Source organism: Vibrio sp. R15-SG3-ISO1A (assembly GCF_059833955.1).
Genome location: NZ_JCBDGH010000027.1, coordinates 38,665 through 53,628 on the forward strand (window position 1 = coordinate 38,665; position 14,964 = coordinate 53,628).

Below are 14,964 nucleotides of genomic sequence, written 5' to 3' on the forward strand. Positions count from 1 at the left end.
GCTCAATGAAACGCGCCTCGCCGCTCCACTCTCACACTAGCGAGATTCGCCAAGTTCGTCTTTGTCATGGCTGCGAGCTCGCAGTGGACACCTGTGAGGTAGAACAAGGAAAGAGCGCATTTTGTCCGCGTTGTGGAACGCAACTCTATCGGGGTGGCACCCCTTCTCTCTCAGGCAACTTAGCCATCGCCATCACCTGTTTGATGCTGTTTATTCCCTCGCACTTTTTTGACTTCATCAGTATCCGGTTGTTTGGTGTCATGATCCCAGCGACACTCCCAGCCGGTATTATTGCGCTCGTCGATGAAGGCTTTACATGGTTAGCACTGCTGGTCTTTTTTTGCAGTTCGATTGCGCCGTTTTTGGTGTGCTCAAGCGTTCTGCTTGCCCACATTGCCCTCGCCAAGCGCCACTTCTCTTTACTTAAGTGGTCATTGCAAACCATCGCGGCACTCAAGCATTGGGTGATGATTGATGTCTTTCTGGTTAGCGTTGCGATCTCTTGCTTCAAGTTGCAAGACTATTCAGACATCTTCGTCGGTGTCGGGCTTTATGGCCTAGTGCTATTGCAGTTAGCGACTGTACTGCTCTTAACCCGCATTAGCATCCGACGCTATTGGGAAGCCTACCTGCCTGAAGAGACATTAACTCTGGGCGAAAAATCGCTCCACTGCCACCATTGCCACTTGTCACAGCCAGAAGGTACGCACTGTCGCCGCTGCGAAAAACCTATCCATCATCGTAAACCGCGCTCAGTCCAAACAACCTGGGCTTACTTGGTGGCGGCAACGATAGCGATTTTTCCCGCCAACCTGATCCCGATCTCGATATTAATCACCAACGGACAACGTTTAGAAGACACCATCTTCTCGGGTGTTGCTTCATTGGTGAACAATGATATGGCGGGCATTGCGGCCATCATTTTCATCGCAAGTATTGTCGTTCCGGTCGCGAAGGTTCTCGGCTTAGCGTACATCTTGCTCGCCATCCATTTTCAACGTTCGATCAATCATATTTATCGAATGAAAATCTACTTTATCGTCAAGTGGATTGGCCGCTGGTCAATGATGGATCTGTTTGTTATCTCCATCATGATGACCTTGGTTGACCGTGGCCAAATTTTGAATTTTACCCCAGGGTACGGCGCCGTCTTTTTTGGTATTGTGGTCATCTTAACCATGCTAGCCGCAGACAGTATCGACCCGAGACTCATTTGGGATAACCACCCTAAAACCTCCTACAAGGACACCTCTTCGCATGAGTAATGCTTCGCCCAATCAAAATGCCTACACGCCAGATATTAAGCGCAATAAAGGCTTATCCCCGCTATGGATATTGCCCATTTTGACCATGGCACTGGCAGGTTGGCTGGTGTTTAAAGCTATTCAGGATGCAGGCCAACGCGTGCAGATCTATTTTTCTGATGCGCAAGGTTTGGTCGCCGGGCGCACCACCATTCGCTACCAAGGGCTCGAAGTGGGCATGGTGCGCGACATCAACCTGTCGAGCAATCTGGACAACATTTACGTGGATGTCGACATCTACCCCGAAGCGATTCAGTTACTTGGTCAAGATACACGTTTTTGGATGGTCAAACCGACCGCCAGCCTTTCCGGCATTTCCGGTTTGGATGCTCTGGTCTCAGGGAACTACATTGCGATTCAACCTGGTGATGAAGCGTCTGAACCTAAGAGTGTTTATACCGCGCTGGATCGTGCCCCGTCCGATCTTCTCGCGCGTCAAGGGTTAAACATCACCTTGAAATCGCGCGATCTGGGTGGGATCTCCATCGGATCACAGATCGTCTATCGAAAAATCCCAATTGGCGAAGTCTACAGCTACAAATTGGATGACGACGCGAAGAACGTCCTCATCAAAGCGTCAATCCGCGAGCAATATCGCCACATCATTACCGACCAGAGCCGCTTTTGGAACGTCAGTGGCATTGGCGCCAATATTGGTTTTGAAGGGGTCGATGTTCGACTGGAAAGTTTGAGCGCCCTGCTCAGCGGCTCTATTGCGGTTGACTCCCCCGATGGCGGAGAGCCCGTCGAAGACAACGAAGAGTTTCGTTTGTATCGCGACCTAAAGACGGCAGGACGTGGTATCGCCATCCAAATTGCGCTACCTGACGACAACCATATCAAGGCCTCAGGTGCCCCCATAATGTACCGTGGTATTGAGGTCGGGCAGATTACCGGATTGCAGCTCAGTGAAGGGCGTGAAAAAATCATCGCTTCCGCCGCTATTCAGCCGGCGTTCAGCGATATGCTCACCACCGGCAGTCGTTTTGTTCTCGAAGAGGCGAAAGTTTCGCTATCGGGTGTGGAAAACTTGGCTAACTTAGTCCAAGGCAATTACCTCACCTTGATCCCCGGAGATGGTCAGCGCGCAAGGCAGTTCAACGCCGTGCGTAAATTTGAATTTAACAAGCAGCAAGCACGTTCAATTGCGCTGCAACTGACGTCCAACAACTCGTTTGGATTAGATGCCGGGGCGAACATCCTCTATAAAGGCATCACGGTTGGCTCCATCACGCAGGTATCTCTCATTAATGATCAGGTCGTGTTCGATCTGCTGATTGACGCGGAATATTCCGAATTAATCCGTTCTCAAAACCGATTTTTTGTCACCGGCAGTGCCAGCGCTGAGCTCACCGAATCTGGGCTCAACATCTCTGTGCCGCCTGCTAAACAGCTGTTGACCGGCTCGGTGAGTTTTGTCAGTGAAGGCAGTGGTGAAGCCAAAGAGCGCTATCCGCTGTATGCGAGTCAGTCTTTGGCTGAGCTTGCCAAATACAATGTCTCTGGCTGGCAAACCCTTACACTGTTTGCCCCCGAATTACCCTCAATCAGCAAAGGTAGCCCACTGCTTTATCGCAACTTGCAAGTCGGCAGCGTCTCGGATTTTCGCTTGGTTGACGGTGGTGTAATCATCGATGCGAATATTGAAAATCAATACAAACACCTTTTGAGTGAGCAAACCGTGTTCTGGAATCGCTCTGGCGTTGAGGTGGACGCCTCTTTAACGGGAGTCAACATTACCGCTGCGCCACTGAAAACCATCATCCAGGGTGGGATTGCTTTTGATTCCTTGCCGGGGGTCGACAACCGCCAAAAAGACAAGTGGTTGCTATACAAAGATTTCAAAACCGCACGTAAATACGGCCAACGTGTCACCTTACACTTTGACGGCAGCACAACGATCACAGCAGGCACGCCTATCCACTACAACGGTGTCCATGTCGGCGAAGTCACGCTTGTTACCCCCATATTTTCCAACGGAGAGTTCTCCAAAGGCGGCGTTGAAATTCAAGCTCGCATCTTGCCGGAATACGCCCAAACCATTGCGGTTTCAGGGTCGCACTTTTGGCAATCACAGGCAGAGATTGGCCTGTCGGGAGTAAAAAACATCCACAATCTAATCACGCCAAGTATTAATGTTGATCCTGGTAATGGCCAGCCCCAACATCAGTTCGCACTTAACACTGCGCCTCAAATTCATAAAGGGGTGCAATTTAGATTGCAAACCGAAAGCCGAGGCTCAGTCACCAGTGGCACCCCGATTTTGTATCGTGAGATCGAGGTGGGCCAAGTGCGAGCAGTATCGTTAGGTGAATTTGCCGATCGCGTCGACATCGACATTGATATTCTGCCGGAATACGCCTATCTAGTGCGCCGTAATAGCGTATTTTGGAACACCTCCGGTGTGGATGTGTCGATTGGACTAACCGGTGCCAATATCAAAGCAGGTACGGTTGAAAGCATAGTGCGAGGCGGGATCACCTTTGCCACGCCGCAACAAACACAGCTCGAGCCGATAGCTCAAGATGGCCATACCTTCTACCTGCACCCGAAAGCAGAAGAGAGCTGGCGCAGCTGGCGAACGGTGATACCAAAACCTTAGCCAAGACCTATCACCTATCACCTATCACCTATCACCTATCACCTATCATCAGTAAAAGCGCAGCCAAGTGGCTGCGTTTTTGCTACACTCTCGGCAAATTTTCTACTTAGAGATGCAGAGTGCACCAAAACGTTTATCTCCCTGACGACTTTCTCGCTGAAATGCAAACCATCCTTCCGTCTCATTTGACGATGGATGACTTCATCGCCGCTTGCCAACGACCACTTAGAAAAAGTGTCCGCGTCAACACTCTCAAGACCACAGTGGACGATTTTAAAGCGCTGGCTGAGCAGCAAGGATGGGTGTTGACCCCAGTGCCTTGGTGTGAAGAAGGATTTTGGATTGATGCTGATGAAACCCGCGTGCCACTGGGGAATCGTGCTCAACACATGTCGGGGCTGTTTTACATCCAAGAAGCCAGTTCCATGATGCCTGTCTCTGCGCTCTTTTCTGGTGATGACACCTTTCAGGCGGTGCTCGATATGGCGGCTGCACCAGGGTCAAAAACGACACAAATCGCTGCGCTGATGGACAATGAAGGCGTATTGGTGGCGAACGAGTTTTCCGCTAGCCGCGTGAAAGTACTCCATGCGAATATTGAGCGCTGCGGTATTCGTAACGCCGCCCTGACTAACTTCGATGGCCGTGTGTTTGGTGGTTGGCTGCCAGAGCAGTTCGATGCCGTTCTCATCGACGCACCCTGCTCTGGGGAAGGCACGGTTCGCAAAGATGCCGATGCGATGAAAAACTGGAGTAAAGCGTCAGTGCTATCGATCGCTGAGACGCAAAAAGATCTGATCGAAAGTGCTTTTCACGCCCTAAAACCGGGCGGTGTCATGGTCTACTCGACCTGTACGCTCAGCGTGGAAGAGAACCAGCAAGTGTGCCAGCACTTAAAATCAACCTTTGGCGAGTTGGTGGAATTTGAAAGCCTTGAATCCTTATTCCCGGGTGCTGACGAAGCGCTAACCGCCGAAGGCTTTTTGCACATCTTCCCTCAAGTCTATGACTGTGAAGGGTTCTTTGTGGCAAAAATACGTAAAACTGGCGCTGCGACACCACCTAATGTAAAAAAACGCCTCGGTAAATTTCCGTTTCAGAAAGCATCGGCAAAAGAGCAGCAAGCGATCGCTAGCGCACTACAAGACGCGCTGTCTGTTTCTCTGCCTCAACACACCACGATTTGGCTGCGTGACAACGATGTCTGGCTGTTCCCCGATGCGCTCGAGCCGATGCTCGGCGAGTTGCGCTTTTCACGGATGGGAATAAAAATCGCCGAAGCGCATAAGAAAGGCTATCGCTGGCAACACCAAGTCGCCACCGCACTGGCAACGGGGAATGAAGCGAACAGTGTCGAACTTTCTATTGATGATGCCAGAGAGTGGTACATGGGAAGAGATGTGAGACCGGCGCAAACAGGCAAAGGTGAAGTGCTGGTCAAATACGGTAACGATGTGATTGGACTCGGGAAATGGGTCGGAAATCGAATCAAAAATGGCCTACCTAGAGAGCTGGTAAGAGACAAAAATCTGTTTTAATCCCTAAACCAAGGTATGAAATTTCGTCATTGCCTGGCGCCATACTGATCTTGAACTACAATTGAAGTATTGATTGGTGATGAATATCAGACAGTTAGCGCAGGCTCTGTAGGAGCCCTTCCCCTAGGCCCAAAGCATGATCCGCTTCGGGCCTTTTTTTTTGTCTCAAGTCGATTAATCGGCGAGATAAATCCCATCTTGCTCGATACGAATACGACCTTGCTTGTAAAGACCGCCAATGGTTTTCTTGTACGTCCCTTTACTGGTTCGAAACGTTGAAAAAATGGCTTCTGGCGATGACTTATCATTAAGAGGGAGGAAGCCGCCCTTTTTCTCCAATAACTCAAGGACTTTCTCACTCAAGTCATCCATCTTAGCTACACCGACTTTTTGCAGCGAGAGATCGATTTTACCATCTTCACGGATCGCTTTGATGTAGCCTTTAAGACGCTTACCAATAAAGAGTTTTCCAAACACGTCAGACTTAAAGATCATGCCCCAATGTTGGCCTTCAACGATCGCTTTAAAGCCTAAGTCACTGCGCTCTGCAATCAACAGCTCGACTTGCTGGTTTTTGCTATAAGGCGCCGGGGTTTTATCCAGCAGTTTGTTGAATTTGGTGGTCCCGACAATACGTCCAGATGCTTTGTCGGTATAAACGTATACCAACACAGTTTGACCTTCTTTAAAGCGGGCGCGCTGCTCACTGAACGGGATCAACAGATCCTTGCCTTTAATTCCCCAATTGGCGAAAGCACCGGTGCTGTTGACCCCTTGGATTTCCATCAGCCCCCACTGGCCCACTTCGGCAATCGGAGTTTCAGTCGTCGCCACCAACTGGTTGTCGGAATCAAAGTAGAGAAACGCATCAATAAATTGGCCCACTTCCGCGTCTTTTGGCGCAAAGCGATTTGGCAGCAAAGAGGTGCCGTACTCTCCAGCATCCAAAAATAGTCCAAAGTCGGCTTTTTTTACAATTTCTAAGTGGTTTACCTTACCAACGTTAATCATTTCAACGGTCTCTTGCTAAATTTGCGGCGATTATACCCAATCTCTGATATGCTTTCGCCAGCTAATTTGAACTTTATGGAGATTTTCTTGGTCACGGTAGACAAACAAGATGGCAGCACTCTCAAAATTTCTCACGCAATGGCTTCAACCAAGAAGTCGGATCTCGACCTCTACTTTTTCATTCCCGGTGAGCTTGGCTTAAACGCTGACATCGTCAAAGAGAGTGAATTCTATTACGAGTCTCTGGCGCAAAAACGCGCTTATTTCAGTGACAAAACGCTACTTCCGCTCGTTCACAGTCGCCTTGCCAAACGAGGACGACTCTCTTCAACTCAGTACCGCGTCAGTTTAAGTTTGTTCGCCTACCAATATGTGATTGCGTTAGATAAAGCGGTCAGCGAATTGAACAAACACAACTCCGAGTCCGTCACCACCGATGAAGTAGACGAAGTCATCGAACTCTCTCTCGATATTTTGAAAAAGCTGCGTCGGAGTATTCCTTATGAAGAGGGGCTGAAACGCTACTACGCCAACATCGATAACTACCTCTCTTGGTACACCGGGCAAAGGCTGATGTCATTGGTTGCCCACATGCCACGTGACAGTGAATACAAGACGCTCAAAGAGCGATTGCTCACCATTGTTGAGAAAGAAGCCGCGCATCGAAAGCTCAATAACTACAACTCAGAAAGCGTGATAGGCGATGTGACCCGCCTGAGTAATAAAATGCGCTTATTGAGGCGCTTGATAGAGCACCCCATCGTTCTACAAGAGAAAACGCAATCATTGGGCAACAATCTAAAGCGAATTGTGAAAGGCAGTGCAACGGGGTTTGTGATGGTGTTTGTCACCATTACCGCGATTCTGGCTCGTGATTATTGGGGTGAGATCACCGCATCGTTCATCATTTTGATGTCATTTGTCTACGCGCTACGCGAGATATTTAAAGACGATCTGCGGGACGTCATGTGGCGCTGGATTCGACGCGGCCGACCTAAGTGGCGTAAAACCTACCTGGATCCGACAACCAAAAAGACCGTCGGGCAAAAACTCGAATGGCTTGATTATCTTGGGCTCGACAAACTTCCCGACCGCATCAAGTCGATTCGCAAAAAGCGCGTCGTCCAACGGGAAGAACAAATTTTACACTATCGTTCAGAGACGGAGATGACTACATCGAAGTTTATGAGCGGTTATGAAGAAACGCGCGAAACCTTGTTACTCAGCATGCGACCGTTTACCCGTTTGATGGATAAGGGCTCAAACAAAATTTATACTCTGAACAACAGTCAGGTGAGCCGCGAATCCGTTGAAAAGCGTCACCTGCTCAACTTGATTGTCAAAGAAGACAATCACGACGGAAACACAAACTATTACCGTTGGAAAATCGTGCTCAACCGCAGCAAAATCGTTGCGATTGAGCAAATTGAGGTGGATGACTTCACTCACCCCTTCGCTTTAGTGACAGAGTAAGTAAAAATTCCGCCATCGGCTCATCGCCATGTAGGCTTGGGCAGAGGGCGGTAATTTTCACTGCTTGGTTAACGCGCTCACCGGTCGCGAACGTCTCATCAAGCATCTTGTCAATCAGCTCCCCATCATCACAGACAAAGTGGACATCCGCCTCAGGTCGCTTTAAGAATTGCCCTTCCACCGCTTTAAAAGCCAGAGACACCTGCTTGCCTCGCGCCTGAGCTTTACTCATCGCCATGAAACCGCCTGCGACGTCTGCACCAACAGCCAAGACACCAAAATACATACTGCCGAGATGATTTTTAGTCCGTCTTTTTAGTGGAATTTTTACCTCTACACGCTGCTCATCCAGTTGGAGAATTTTAGGTCGACAGAGCCAAATTAGGGGGACTTTGAGAAAGCCAAAGTAATTGAGGTAAAAGTTCGCTTTAGTAAGAGGGGTTAACATAGACTGGTCCGACTAGTGGATTTAGAACCAGTTGAATATGGAAGACGTGCAATGTCAACATTTTGTTAACATTGCACTTTCAGATAGTGAGATAACTCAGATTACTTAGTCAGTTACACCGTCACAACAAGTTCAACGTGTTCACGTTCGACCAAATACTCTTGGATTTTTGCGTAGTTCAAGAGGCCACTGCTGGTTAGGATTACCGGCTTACTGACGCTCTCTGCCGCTTTGGTCGTCATGTCAATCAGTTGTAGCACCGCTTCACTTTGTGGTTCAAACAAATAGTGTAGTGTCTCGTCTAGACGATCGATACCCAGCGTATATTGGGTTAGGTTTTCCAAATTAATCACGACGCCATCAAAATAGTGCAATAGACGCTCGGCCATCAGCGCAGAAGACGGTACATCGACGGTATAAAGCACCTTGAGCCCGTCAAGGCCGCGCGGCAGTCCTTGCTCGGCAAGCAAATCGATGATCTTCGCGGCATCAGATAAAGCACGAACAAACGGCACCACAATCTCAACCTGATGGCCTTGCACTCTTAATGCTTTGATCACATCGCACTCTAGGACAAAACTGGCGCTAAACTCTGGCTGGGCATAGCGAGACACGCCACGCATACCGAGTGCTGGATTCACCACCTCAGGCTCCACATCACCACCCAATAGCGAACGCATTGCATGGCTGTCCGCATTACTTAGCGATACACGCACAACTTTGTGCTCAGGGGAGATGGCGTCAGAGATGATTGAGACCAAGGTAGAAACAAAGTGCGTCTTGAGATCTTGTTCACCCAACATCGCATCGATAGAACTACGTTGTAGTGGATCGAGCGGCGATGTGGCTGACTCAAAGCTAGGATGGTAAAAAATGTGCTCTAGGATGAGCTCAGATAAGGAAACAAAGAGGTGTTGTCCACCTTGTTGACCGTCGACATTAGGTAGGGCGTCGCCACTACTCAATGCAGAATGCAAATTGCTTGAACCGGATAAACTCATTACTGCTCCGTACTTAGATTATTATTGTGATATTTGAAACATACCGACTCGCGCCAGTGAAGACAAGGGCAAAACAGAATTTAAAACTAACATTTTTGAATAGTTTTTCAGATTTACGCTTCGCACTGGAAGAGTTTCAGGATAAGTAGTTTATTACTTGATTCGTTTCCGTTATCTTTAGCGCTTCGCAATAAAAAGAACAGGCTCTGGTATGCCATTAAAAACCGATGAATTAAGAACGCAGCCTTTAGGCCCGATGCCAACTCCGGCAGAACTTGGAAGCGCCCACCCGATTACTGATGATGTCGCCGAGCGTATTGCTGTTTCGCGCCGTCAAATTGAGCAAATTCTCACTGGCGAAGACTCTCGCCTACTCGTGATTGTTGGCCCGTGCTCGGTACACGACACAGAGGCGGCGATCGACTACGCACAGCGTCTCTCTGCGATTCAAGCGCAATATAAAGACGAGCTTTTTATCGTTATGCGCACCTATTTTGAGAAACCACGCACGGTCGTAGGCTGGAAAGGCTTAATTACAGACCCCAACCTAGACGGTTCGTACGCGCTGGAAACTGGTCTTAACAAAGCACGTAAACTCCTGCTCGATATCAATAAGCTTGGCTTGGCAACCGCCACTGAGTTCTTAGATATGATCACCGGCCAGTACATCGCTGACTTAATCACTTGGGGTGCGATTGGCGCGCGCACGACAGAGTCACAAATTCACCGTGAAATGGCGTCAGCCCTCTCTTGCCCTGTCGGTTTCAAAAACGGCACCAACGGCAATGTTAAAATCGCCATCGACGCGATCCGTGCCTCTATGGCATCGCACTACTTTTACTCGCCAGACAAAAATGGACGCATGACGGTCTATCGCACGAGCGGTAACCCATACGGCCATATCATTCTTCGCGGTGGTGACACAGGACCGAACTTTGATGCGGCATCGGTCTCGGCAGCTTGTGAGCAACTCGCTCAATTTGATTTACCGCAGCGTCTTGTGGTCGACTTCAGCCATGCCAACTGTGAAAAGCAGCATCGCAAACAGCTGGATGTGGCAGCGGACATCAGTGAGCAAATCCGTTCAGGAAAGCATCAGATTGCCGGTATTATGGCCGAAAGTTTTATTGTCGAAGGCAACCAATCCATGTGTGACCTCAACAATCTCACTTATGGTCAATCCATTACTGATCCATGCTTAGGTTGGGATGACACTGTGCAGATGCTGGACATGCTTGCTGACGCTGTGAAAGCGCGACCTTAATCAACGACTATTTCGGAGTACATTATGCCCTCTTTTGACATTATCTCAGAAATCGACACGGTTGAATTGCGCAACGCCGTCGACAACGCATCACGTGAACTATCGACTCGCTTCGACTTTCGTGGCGTTGAGGCGACGTTTGAACTGCAAAAAGACGAATCCGTGAAACTGAATGCCGAAGGTGAATTCCAGCTCAAGCAAATGCGTGACATTTTACGCTCTAACCTCACTAAGCGTGGCGTAGACGTCAATGCAATGGAAGCGAAGACCGAGGAGGCCTCCGGTCGCAACTGGCACCAAGTCGTCATTTTTAAGCAAGGCATTGAAACGCCAGTCGCGAAGAAAATTGTCAAGCACATCAAGGACTCTAAGATCAAAGTCCAAGCCTCTATTCAAGGTGAAAAAGTGCGCGTGACTGGTAAAAAACGTGATGATTTACAAGCGACGATGGCACTCATCCGCGAAGCAGAACTCGGCCAACCTTTCCAGTTTGAAAACTTTCGTGACTAACGATTAACGAAGCCATGCTCACATAGCAGTGAGTAATTAGCACAAACCCGCTGAACAGCGGGTTTGTTTTTTTCTAATACAGACAAAACGCAAAGGTTAGCGCTTTGCTGCGATCGTGGCTTGTCTAATCGTTAAATCACTACCCTGTAACAACTTGGTTTCACTTGCCCCCGCCTCAAGCAAGACAACCACTTTCAGCCCTTCCTGTTTGGCAGACATCAAGTACTGAGCCAGGTCGGCGCTACTTTCAAAAGGCGTGCGCTCAGCATCGCGGCGAACCAAATCGACAAACGCGAAAGGACAGTTCTCACTATGAAGTACGAGTTCCGCTTCTTGCATGATTTTCAGCGCTTTTAGCGACAACAACTCGACATCTTCACCACATTCAATCCAGACAGTCGAAGCGGGTTTGGTGATGCCTTCACTGAGTAAGGCTTGATAGTGCGTTTCGAGCTCATCAAGACTGGTCATCTCTTGCACATTTGAGTTGGCAAAGAACGCTTCCCAAAAAGTTCGCCTTTCATCAACGCTGGCGAGATGTTGCTTAATATCATTGCGCTTTGAGGCTGCAAAGTCAGCTTGCAGTGATAAGTTGTGAGGTAATATCGACTCGAGTTTTTCGCGGATATTTCTCACCAAAACTGGGGAAGCGCCACCACTAGAGATGGCGATCTGAATTCGACCACGATTCACAATCGAGGGGGTAATGAAATCGCAATAAGGTTGGTCATCCACGACATTGACGAGCAGGCGTTTCTTTTTCGCATCGAAGTGAACCTGGTGATTTAACTCAGGATTGTCTGTGGTTGCCCATACTTGAACGTAATGTTGGTCTAACAGCTCACTCGAATAGAAACTTTGTATCCAGCGACAACGTTCCTGCTCCACCAAGCGTGCTAAATAGGGCTCAATCTTGGGTGACACAATGGTCACATCGGCGCCAGCTCTCACTAAGCTGTCCACTTTTCGACTGGCGACCTCGCCCCCTCCCACCACAAGAACTGGCTGGTGATTGAGGTTTATAAACAGCGGAAAATACTGCATTTCAATCCTTGGTAAACCATTTGTACTAGCTCACGATACTACCAAAAATGGGGCATCGTGTTCACCCCACCCTAACAATTAAAATAATATTACTCTGAATTTAACTTCGATCGCAGTCATTCATACCAATTTAGCATCTTGGCAACAATTGATAGTCTGATCATTTAGAATTATTAACTATCACATTCTGACGCACCAATCTGATCCCCAGTTGCACTATTTACATTCAGATAACATTTCGCCATTCTAATCATTGTTGAGGTTTGTGATTTCATTCAAAAATTCTTTTAAATTATGAAGTTGAGAATTTCGAGATCCTTACCTACGCTTATAAACGATTGATTTGGTTACCAGTGGTGCAATCAGCTCAGTCAATAAATACTAAGACACAACATATTTCACTCGTTTTTTCAGGTTCCACCTGACTTAACATGGATCATACAGGAAGGATACAAATGGCACATAAACTAACAGTTCTTGCTTCTGTCGTAGCTGCATCTACTGCTTTGATGTCTACAAGCGCATCTGCAGCTGATAGCACGTTGGATAAAGTGACTAAACAAGATTTTATTACTTGTGGTGTAAGTACTGGTCTACCGGGCTTCTCAAACCCTAACTCGAAGGGCGAATGGGAAGGTATCGACGTGGAATACTGTCAAGCACTTGCTGCAGCTGTACTGGGTGACAAAACAAAAGTTAAATACGTTCCGCTTACTGCTAAAGAGCGTTTCACTGCACTTCAATCCGGTGAAATCGATGTACTGTCACGTAATACAACGTGGACATTGCACCGTGATACCGCACTTGGTCTTAACTTTGTTGGCGTAAACTACTACGACGGCCAAGGCTTTATGGTCAAAAAAGACCTAGGTCTTACGAGTGCTAAAGAGCTTGACGGCGCATCAGTATGTGTTCAGTCAGGAACAACTACCGAACTTAACCTAGCGGACTACTTCCGCAACAATGGCATGTCATACAAGCCAGTGGTATTTGATACCGCAGCTCAGACCTCAAAAGGTTTCGATGCAGGCCGTTGTGACGTGCTAACAACTGACCAATCTGGTCTGTACGCACTTCGTCTAAACCTACAAGACCCAAGCTCAGCGCAGGTTCTACCAGAAATCATTTCTAAAGAGCCTCTAGGTCCTGTGGTTCGTCAAGGTGATGATCAGTGGTTTAACATTGCGAAATGGACACTGTCTGCAATGGTCAACGCAGAAGAGTACGGCATTACATCTAAGAATGCAGATGAAATGCTGAAGTCTGAAGATCCAAACATCAAACGTATTCTTGGTGTTGACGGTCCTAAAGGTAAAGGCCTAGGTATCCGTGATGATTGGGGTTACCAAGTCATCAAGCAAGTGGGTAACTACGGTGAGAGTTTTGAACGTACCGTAGGTACAGGCTCTCCACTACAGATCTCTCGTGGTGTCAACGCTCTGTGGAATGCAGGCGGCTTTATGTACGCTCCACCAATCCGTTAATCGCAGTACATAACAACAAACAAAGAAAGGGCGGTCTCCCCGCCCTTTTATTAAAAATGGATTTGAGGTTATAGCTGTATGAAACCTACTAATACTGTTGCCGGTAATGCAGGTAGTGCGCCTGCTTCCAACGCAAACCTTCTCTACAATCCCACTTTTCGATCGGTCGTCTTCCAAATCATTGCGATAGCCGCTCTGGTCTTTTTCTTTTACACAATAGTCAATAATGCCTTAACGAACCTCGAAGCTAGGGGCATTGCCACTGGTTTTGACTTCCTCGGACAAGAAGCGGGCTTTGGGATTGGCCTCACCCTTGTTGAATATGATGAAACCTTCTCTTATGGAAGGACCTTTTTGGTCGGCTTACTGAACACGGCATTGGTCTCTTTCTTAGGGATCATTCTTGCGACTGTGATTGGCTTTGTCATGGGTGTTGCGCGTCTTTCCAACAACTGGTTGGTCAGTCGTCTTGCCGCGGTCTATATCGAAATCTTCCGTAACGTTCCCCTGTTACTGCAAATTTTCTTTTGGTATTTCGCCGTTCTGCAAGCACTGCCTTCAGCGCGCCAGAGTCTCAGTTTAGGGGAAGCCATTTTCCTCAACGTTCGCGGCCTGTATTTCCCTGCACCTATTTTTGGTGAAGGGTCATCTGTCGTGGTCGCTGCCTTTGTGTTCGGCGTAGTCGCGACGCTACTTGTTGCCATCTGGGCAAAAAACAAACAAAAGCTCACCGGACAGCAAACCCCAGTTGGGCGAATCGCGTTAGGGTTAATCGTTGCGTTACCCGTTGTGACCTACTTTGTGATGGGTTCTCCTATTCACGCGGAATACCCTGAACTGAAGGGCTTTAACTTCCGTGGTGGCATCAGCATCATCCCTGAACTTGCAGCACTTCTGCTTGCGTTAAGTATTTATACCGCGTCCTTTATTGCAGAAATCGTACGTTCCGGTATCAACGCGGTGAACCACGGTCAGACGGAAGCGGCCATGTCGCTAGGTTTACCTCGCTCACGTACATTGAAGCTCGTCGTCATTCCACAGGCGCTGCGTATCATTATTCCTCCGCTCACAAGCCAATACTTGAACCTGACTAAAAACTCATCGCTCGCAATGGCGATTGGTTACCCTGATTTGGTTTCGGTATTTGCAGGCACAACACTTAACCAGACTGGTCAGGCGATTGAGATTATTGCGATGACCATGGGCGTATACCTGACTCTCAGCTTGCTCACGTCAGCACTGATGAACTTGTACAACAAAAAAGTCGCTTTGGTGGAGAGATAGA

12 protein-coding genes are annotated in these 14,964 nt (G+C 48.2%); 8 read left to right on the top strand and 4 right to left on the bottom strand.

Features of this window, described 5'->3' with window-relative positions; all coding sequences use genetic code 11:
• The first annotated feature begins 5 nt into the window (after window positions 1-5).
• The 3 genes from AC6R0L_RS02780 (at window position 6) to rsmF (ending at window position 5,444) form a co-directional block, all read left to right on the top strand.
• Window positions 6-1,265, top strand: coding sequence for a PqiA/YebS family transporter subunit (locus AC6R0L_RS02780; RefSeq protein ID WP_500628143.1), 1,260 nt, complete (start codon window positions 6-8; stop codon window positions 1,263-1,265).
• Entirely contained in the window at window positions 1,258-3,906 is a 2,649-nt protein-coding gene (locus AC6R0L_RS02785; RefSeq protein ID WP_500628144.1) for an MlaD family protein, read from the top strand. The genes AC6R0L_RS02780 and AC6R0L_RS02785 overlap by 8 nt, the downstream gene beginning before the upstream one ends.
• Before the next feature lie 119 nt (window positions 3,907-4,025).
• A complete protein-coding gene (rsmF, locus tag AC6R0L_RS02790; RefSeq protein WP_500628145.1) occupies window positions 4,026-5,444 on the top strand; it encodes a 16S rRNA (cytosine(1407)-C(5))-methyltransferase RsmF in 1,419 nt (472 codons plus the stop codon).
• A gap of 174 nt (window positions 5,445-5,618) precedes the next feature.
• Here rsmF and AC6R0L_RS02795 read toward each other — a convergent pair whose 3' ends face one another.
• Window positions 5,619-6,455 (bottom strand): CvfB family protein, encoded by an 837-nt coding sequence (locus tag AC6R0L_RS02795; protein ID WP_500628146.1) that lies wholly within the window; start codon window positions 6,453-6,455, stop codon window positions 5,619-5,621.
• 87 nt (window positions 6,456-6,542) lie between these two features.
• Here AC6R0L_RS02795 and AC6R0L_RS02800 point away from each other — a divergent pair, with 87 nt between their 5' ends.
• A complete protein-coding gene (locus AC6R0L_RS02800) occupies window positions 6,543-7,928 on the top strand; it encodes a hypothetical protein (protein WP_500628156.1) in 1,386 nt (461 codons plus the stop codon).
• Here the strand turns inward: AC6R0L_RS02800 and AC6R0L_RS02805 are convergent.
• Together AC6R0L_RS02805 and AC6R0L_RS02810 are read right to left on the bottom strand one after the other, a co-directional pair.
• Window positions 7,897-8,376 carry a PaaI family thioesterase gene (locus AC6R0L_RS02805; RefSeq protein WP_500628147.1) on the bottom strand — a complete coding sequence of 160 codons (480 nt, stop codon included), beginning with the start codon at window positions 8,374-8,376 and terminating at the stop codon, window positions 7,897-7,899. The two genes, AC6R0L_RS02800 and AC6R0L_RS02805, sit on opposite strands and share 32 nt — an antisense overlap.
• 113 nt (window positions 8,377-8,489) lie before the next feature.
• On the bottom strand, window positions 8,490-9,377 hold the full coding sequence (locus tag AC6R0L_RS02810; protein WP_500628148.1) for a putative PEP-binding protein: 888 nt from the start codon (window positions 9,375-9,377) through the stop codon (window positions 8,490-8,492).
• A 211-nt stretch (window positions 9,378-9,588) separates the two neighbouring features.
• Here AC6R0L_RS02810 and AC6R0L_RS02815 point away from each other — a divergent pair, with 211 nt between their 5' ends.
• A complete protein-coding gene (locus tag AC6R0L_RS02815; protein ID WP_500628149.1) occupies window positions 9,589-10,641 on the top strand; it encodes a 3-deoxy-7-phosphoheptulonate synthase in 1,053 nt (350 codons plus the stop codon).
• Window positions 10,642-10,665: 24 nt separating this feature from the next.
• Window positions 10,666-11,151 (top strand): YajQ family cyclic di-GMP-binding protein, encoded by a 486-nt coding sequence (locus AC6R0L_RS02820; protein WP_500628150.1) that lies wholly within the window; start codon window positions 10,666-10,668, stop codon window positions 11,149-11,151.
• Window positions 11,152-11,247: 96 nt separating this feature from the next.
• Here AC6R0L_RS02820 and AC6R0L_RS02825 read toward each other — a convergent pair whose 3' ends face one another.
• The gene (locus AC6R0L_RS02825; protein WP_500628151.1) at window positions 11,248-12,195 is read right to left on the bottom strand and encodes a precorrin-2 dehydrogenase/sirohydrochlorin ferrochelatase family protein; all 948 of its coding nucleotides are present in this window, start codon (window positions 12,193-12,195) and stop codon (window positions 11,248-11,250) included.
• A gap of 455 nt (window positions 12,196-12,650) precedes the next feature.
• On the opposite strand from AC6R0L_RS02825, the gene AC6R0L_RS02830 reads away from it, so the two are divergent.
• Both AC6R0L_RS02830 and AC6R0L_RS02835 read left to right on the top strand, forming a co-directional pair.
• Window positions 12,651-13,679, top strand: coding sequence for an amino acid ABC transporter substrate-binding protein (locus AC6R0L_RS02830; protein WP_334555398.1), 1,029 nt, complete (start codon window positions 12,651-12,653; stop codon window positions 13,677-13,679).
• A gap of 78 nt (window positions 13,680-13,757) precedes the next feature.
• Window positions 13,758-14,963 carry an amino acid ABC transporter permease gene (locus AC6R0L_RS02835; RefSeq protein ID WP_500628152.1) on the top strand — a complete coding sequence of 402 codons (1,206 nt, stop codon included), beginning with the start codon at window positions 13,758-13,760 and terminating at the stop codon, window positions 14,961-14,963.
• Window position 14,964: the final 1 nt, after the last annotated feature.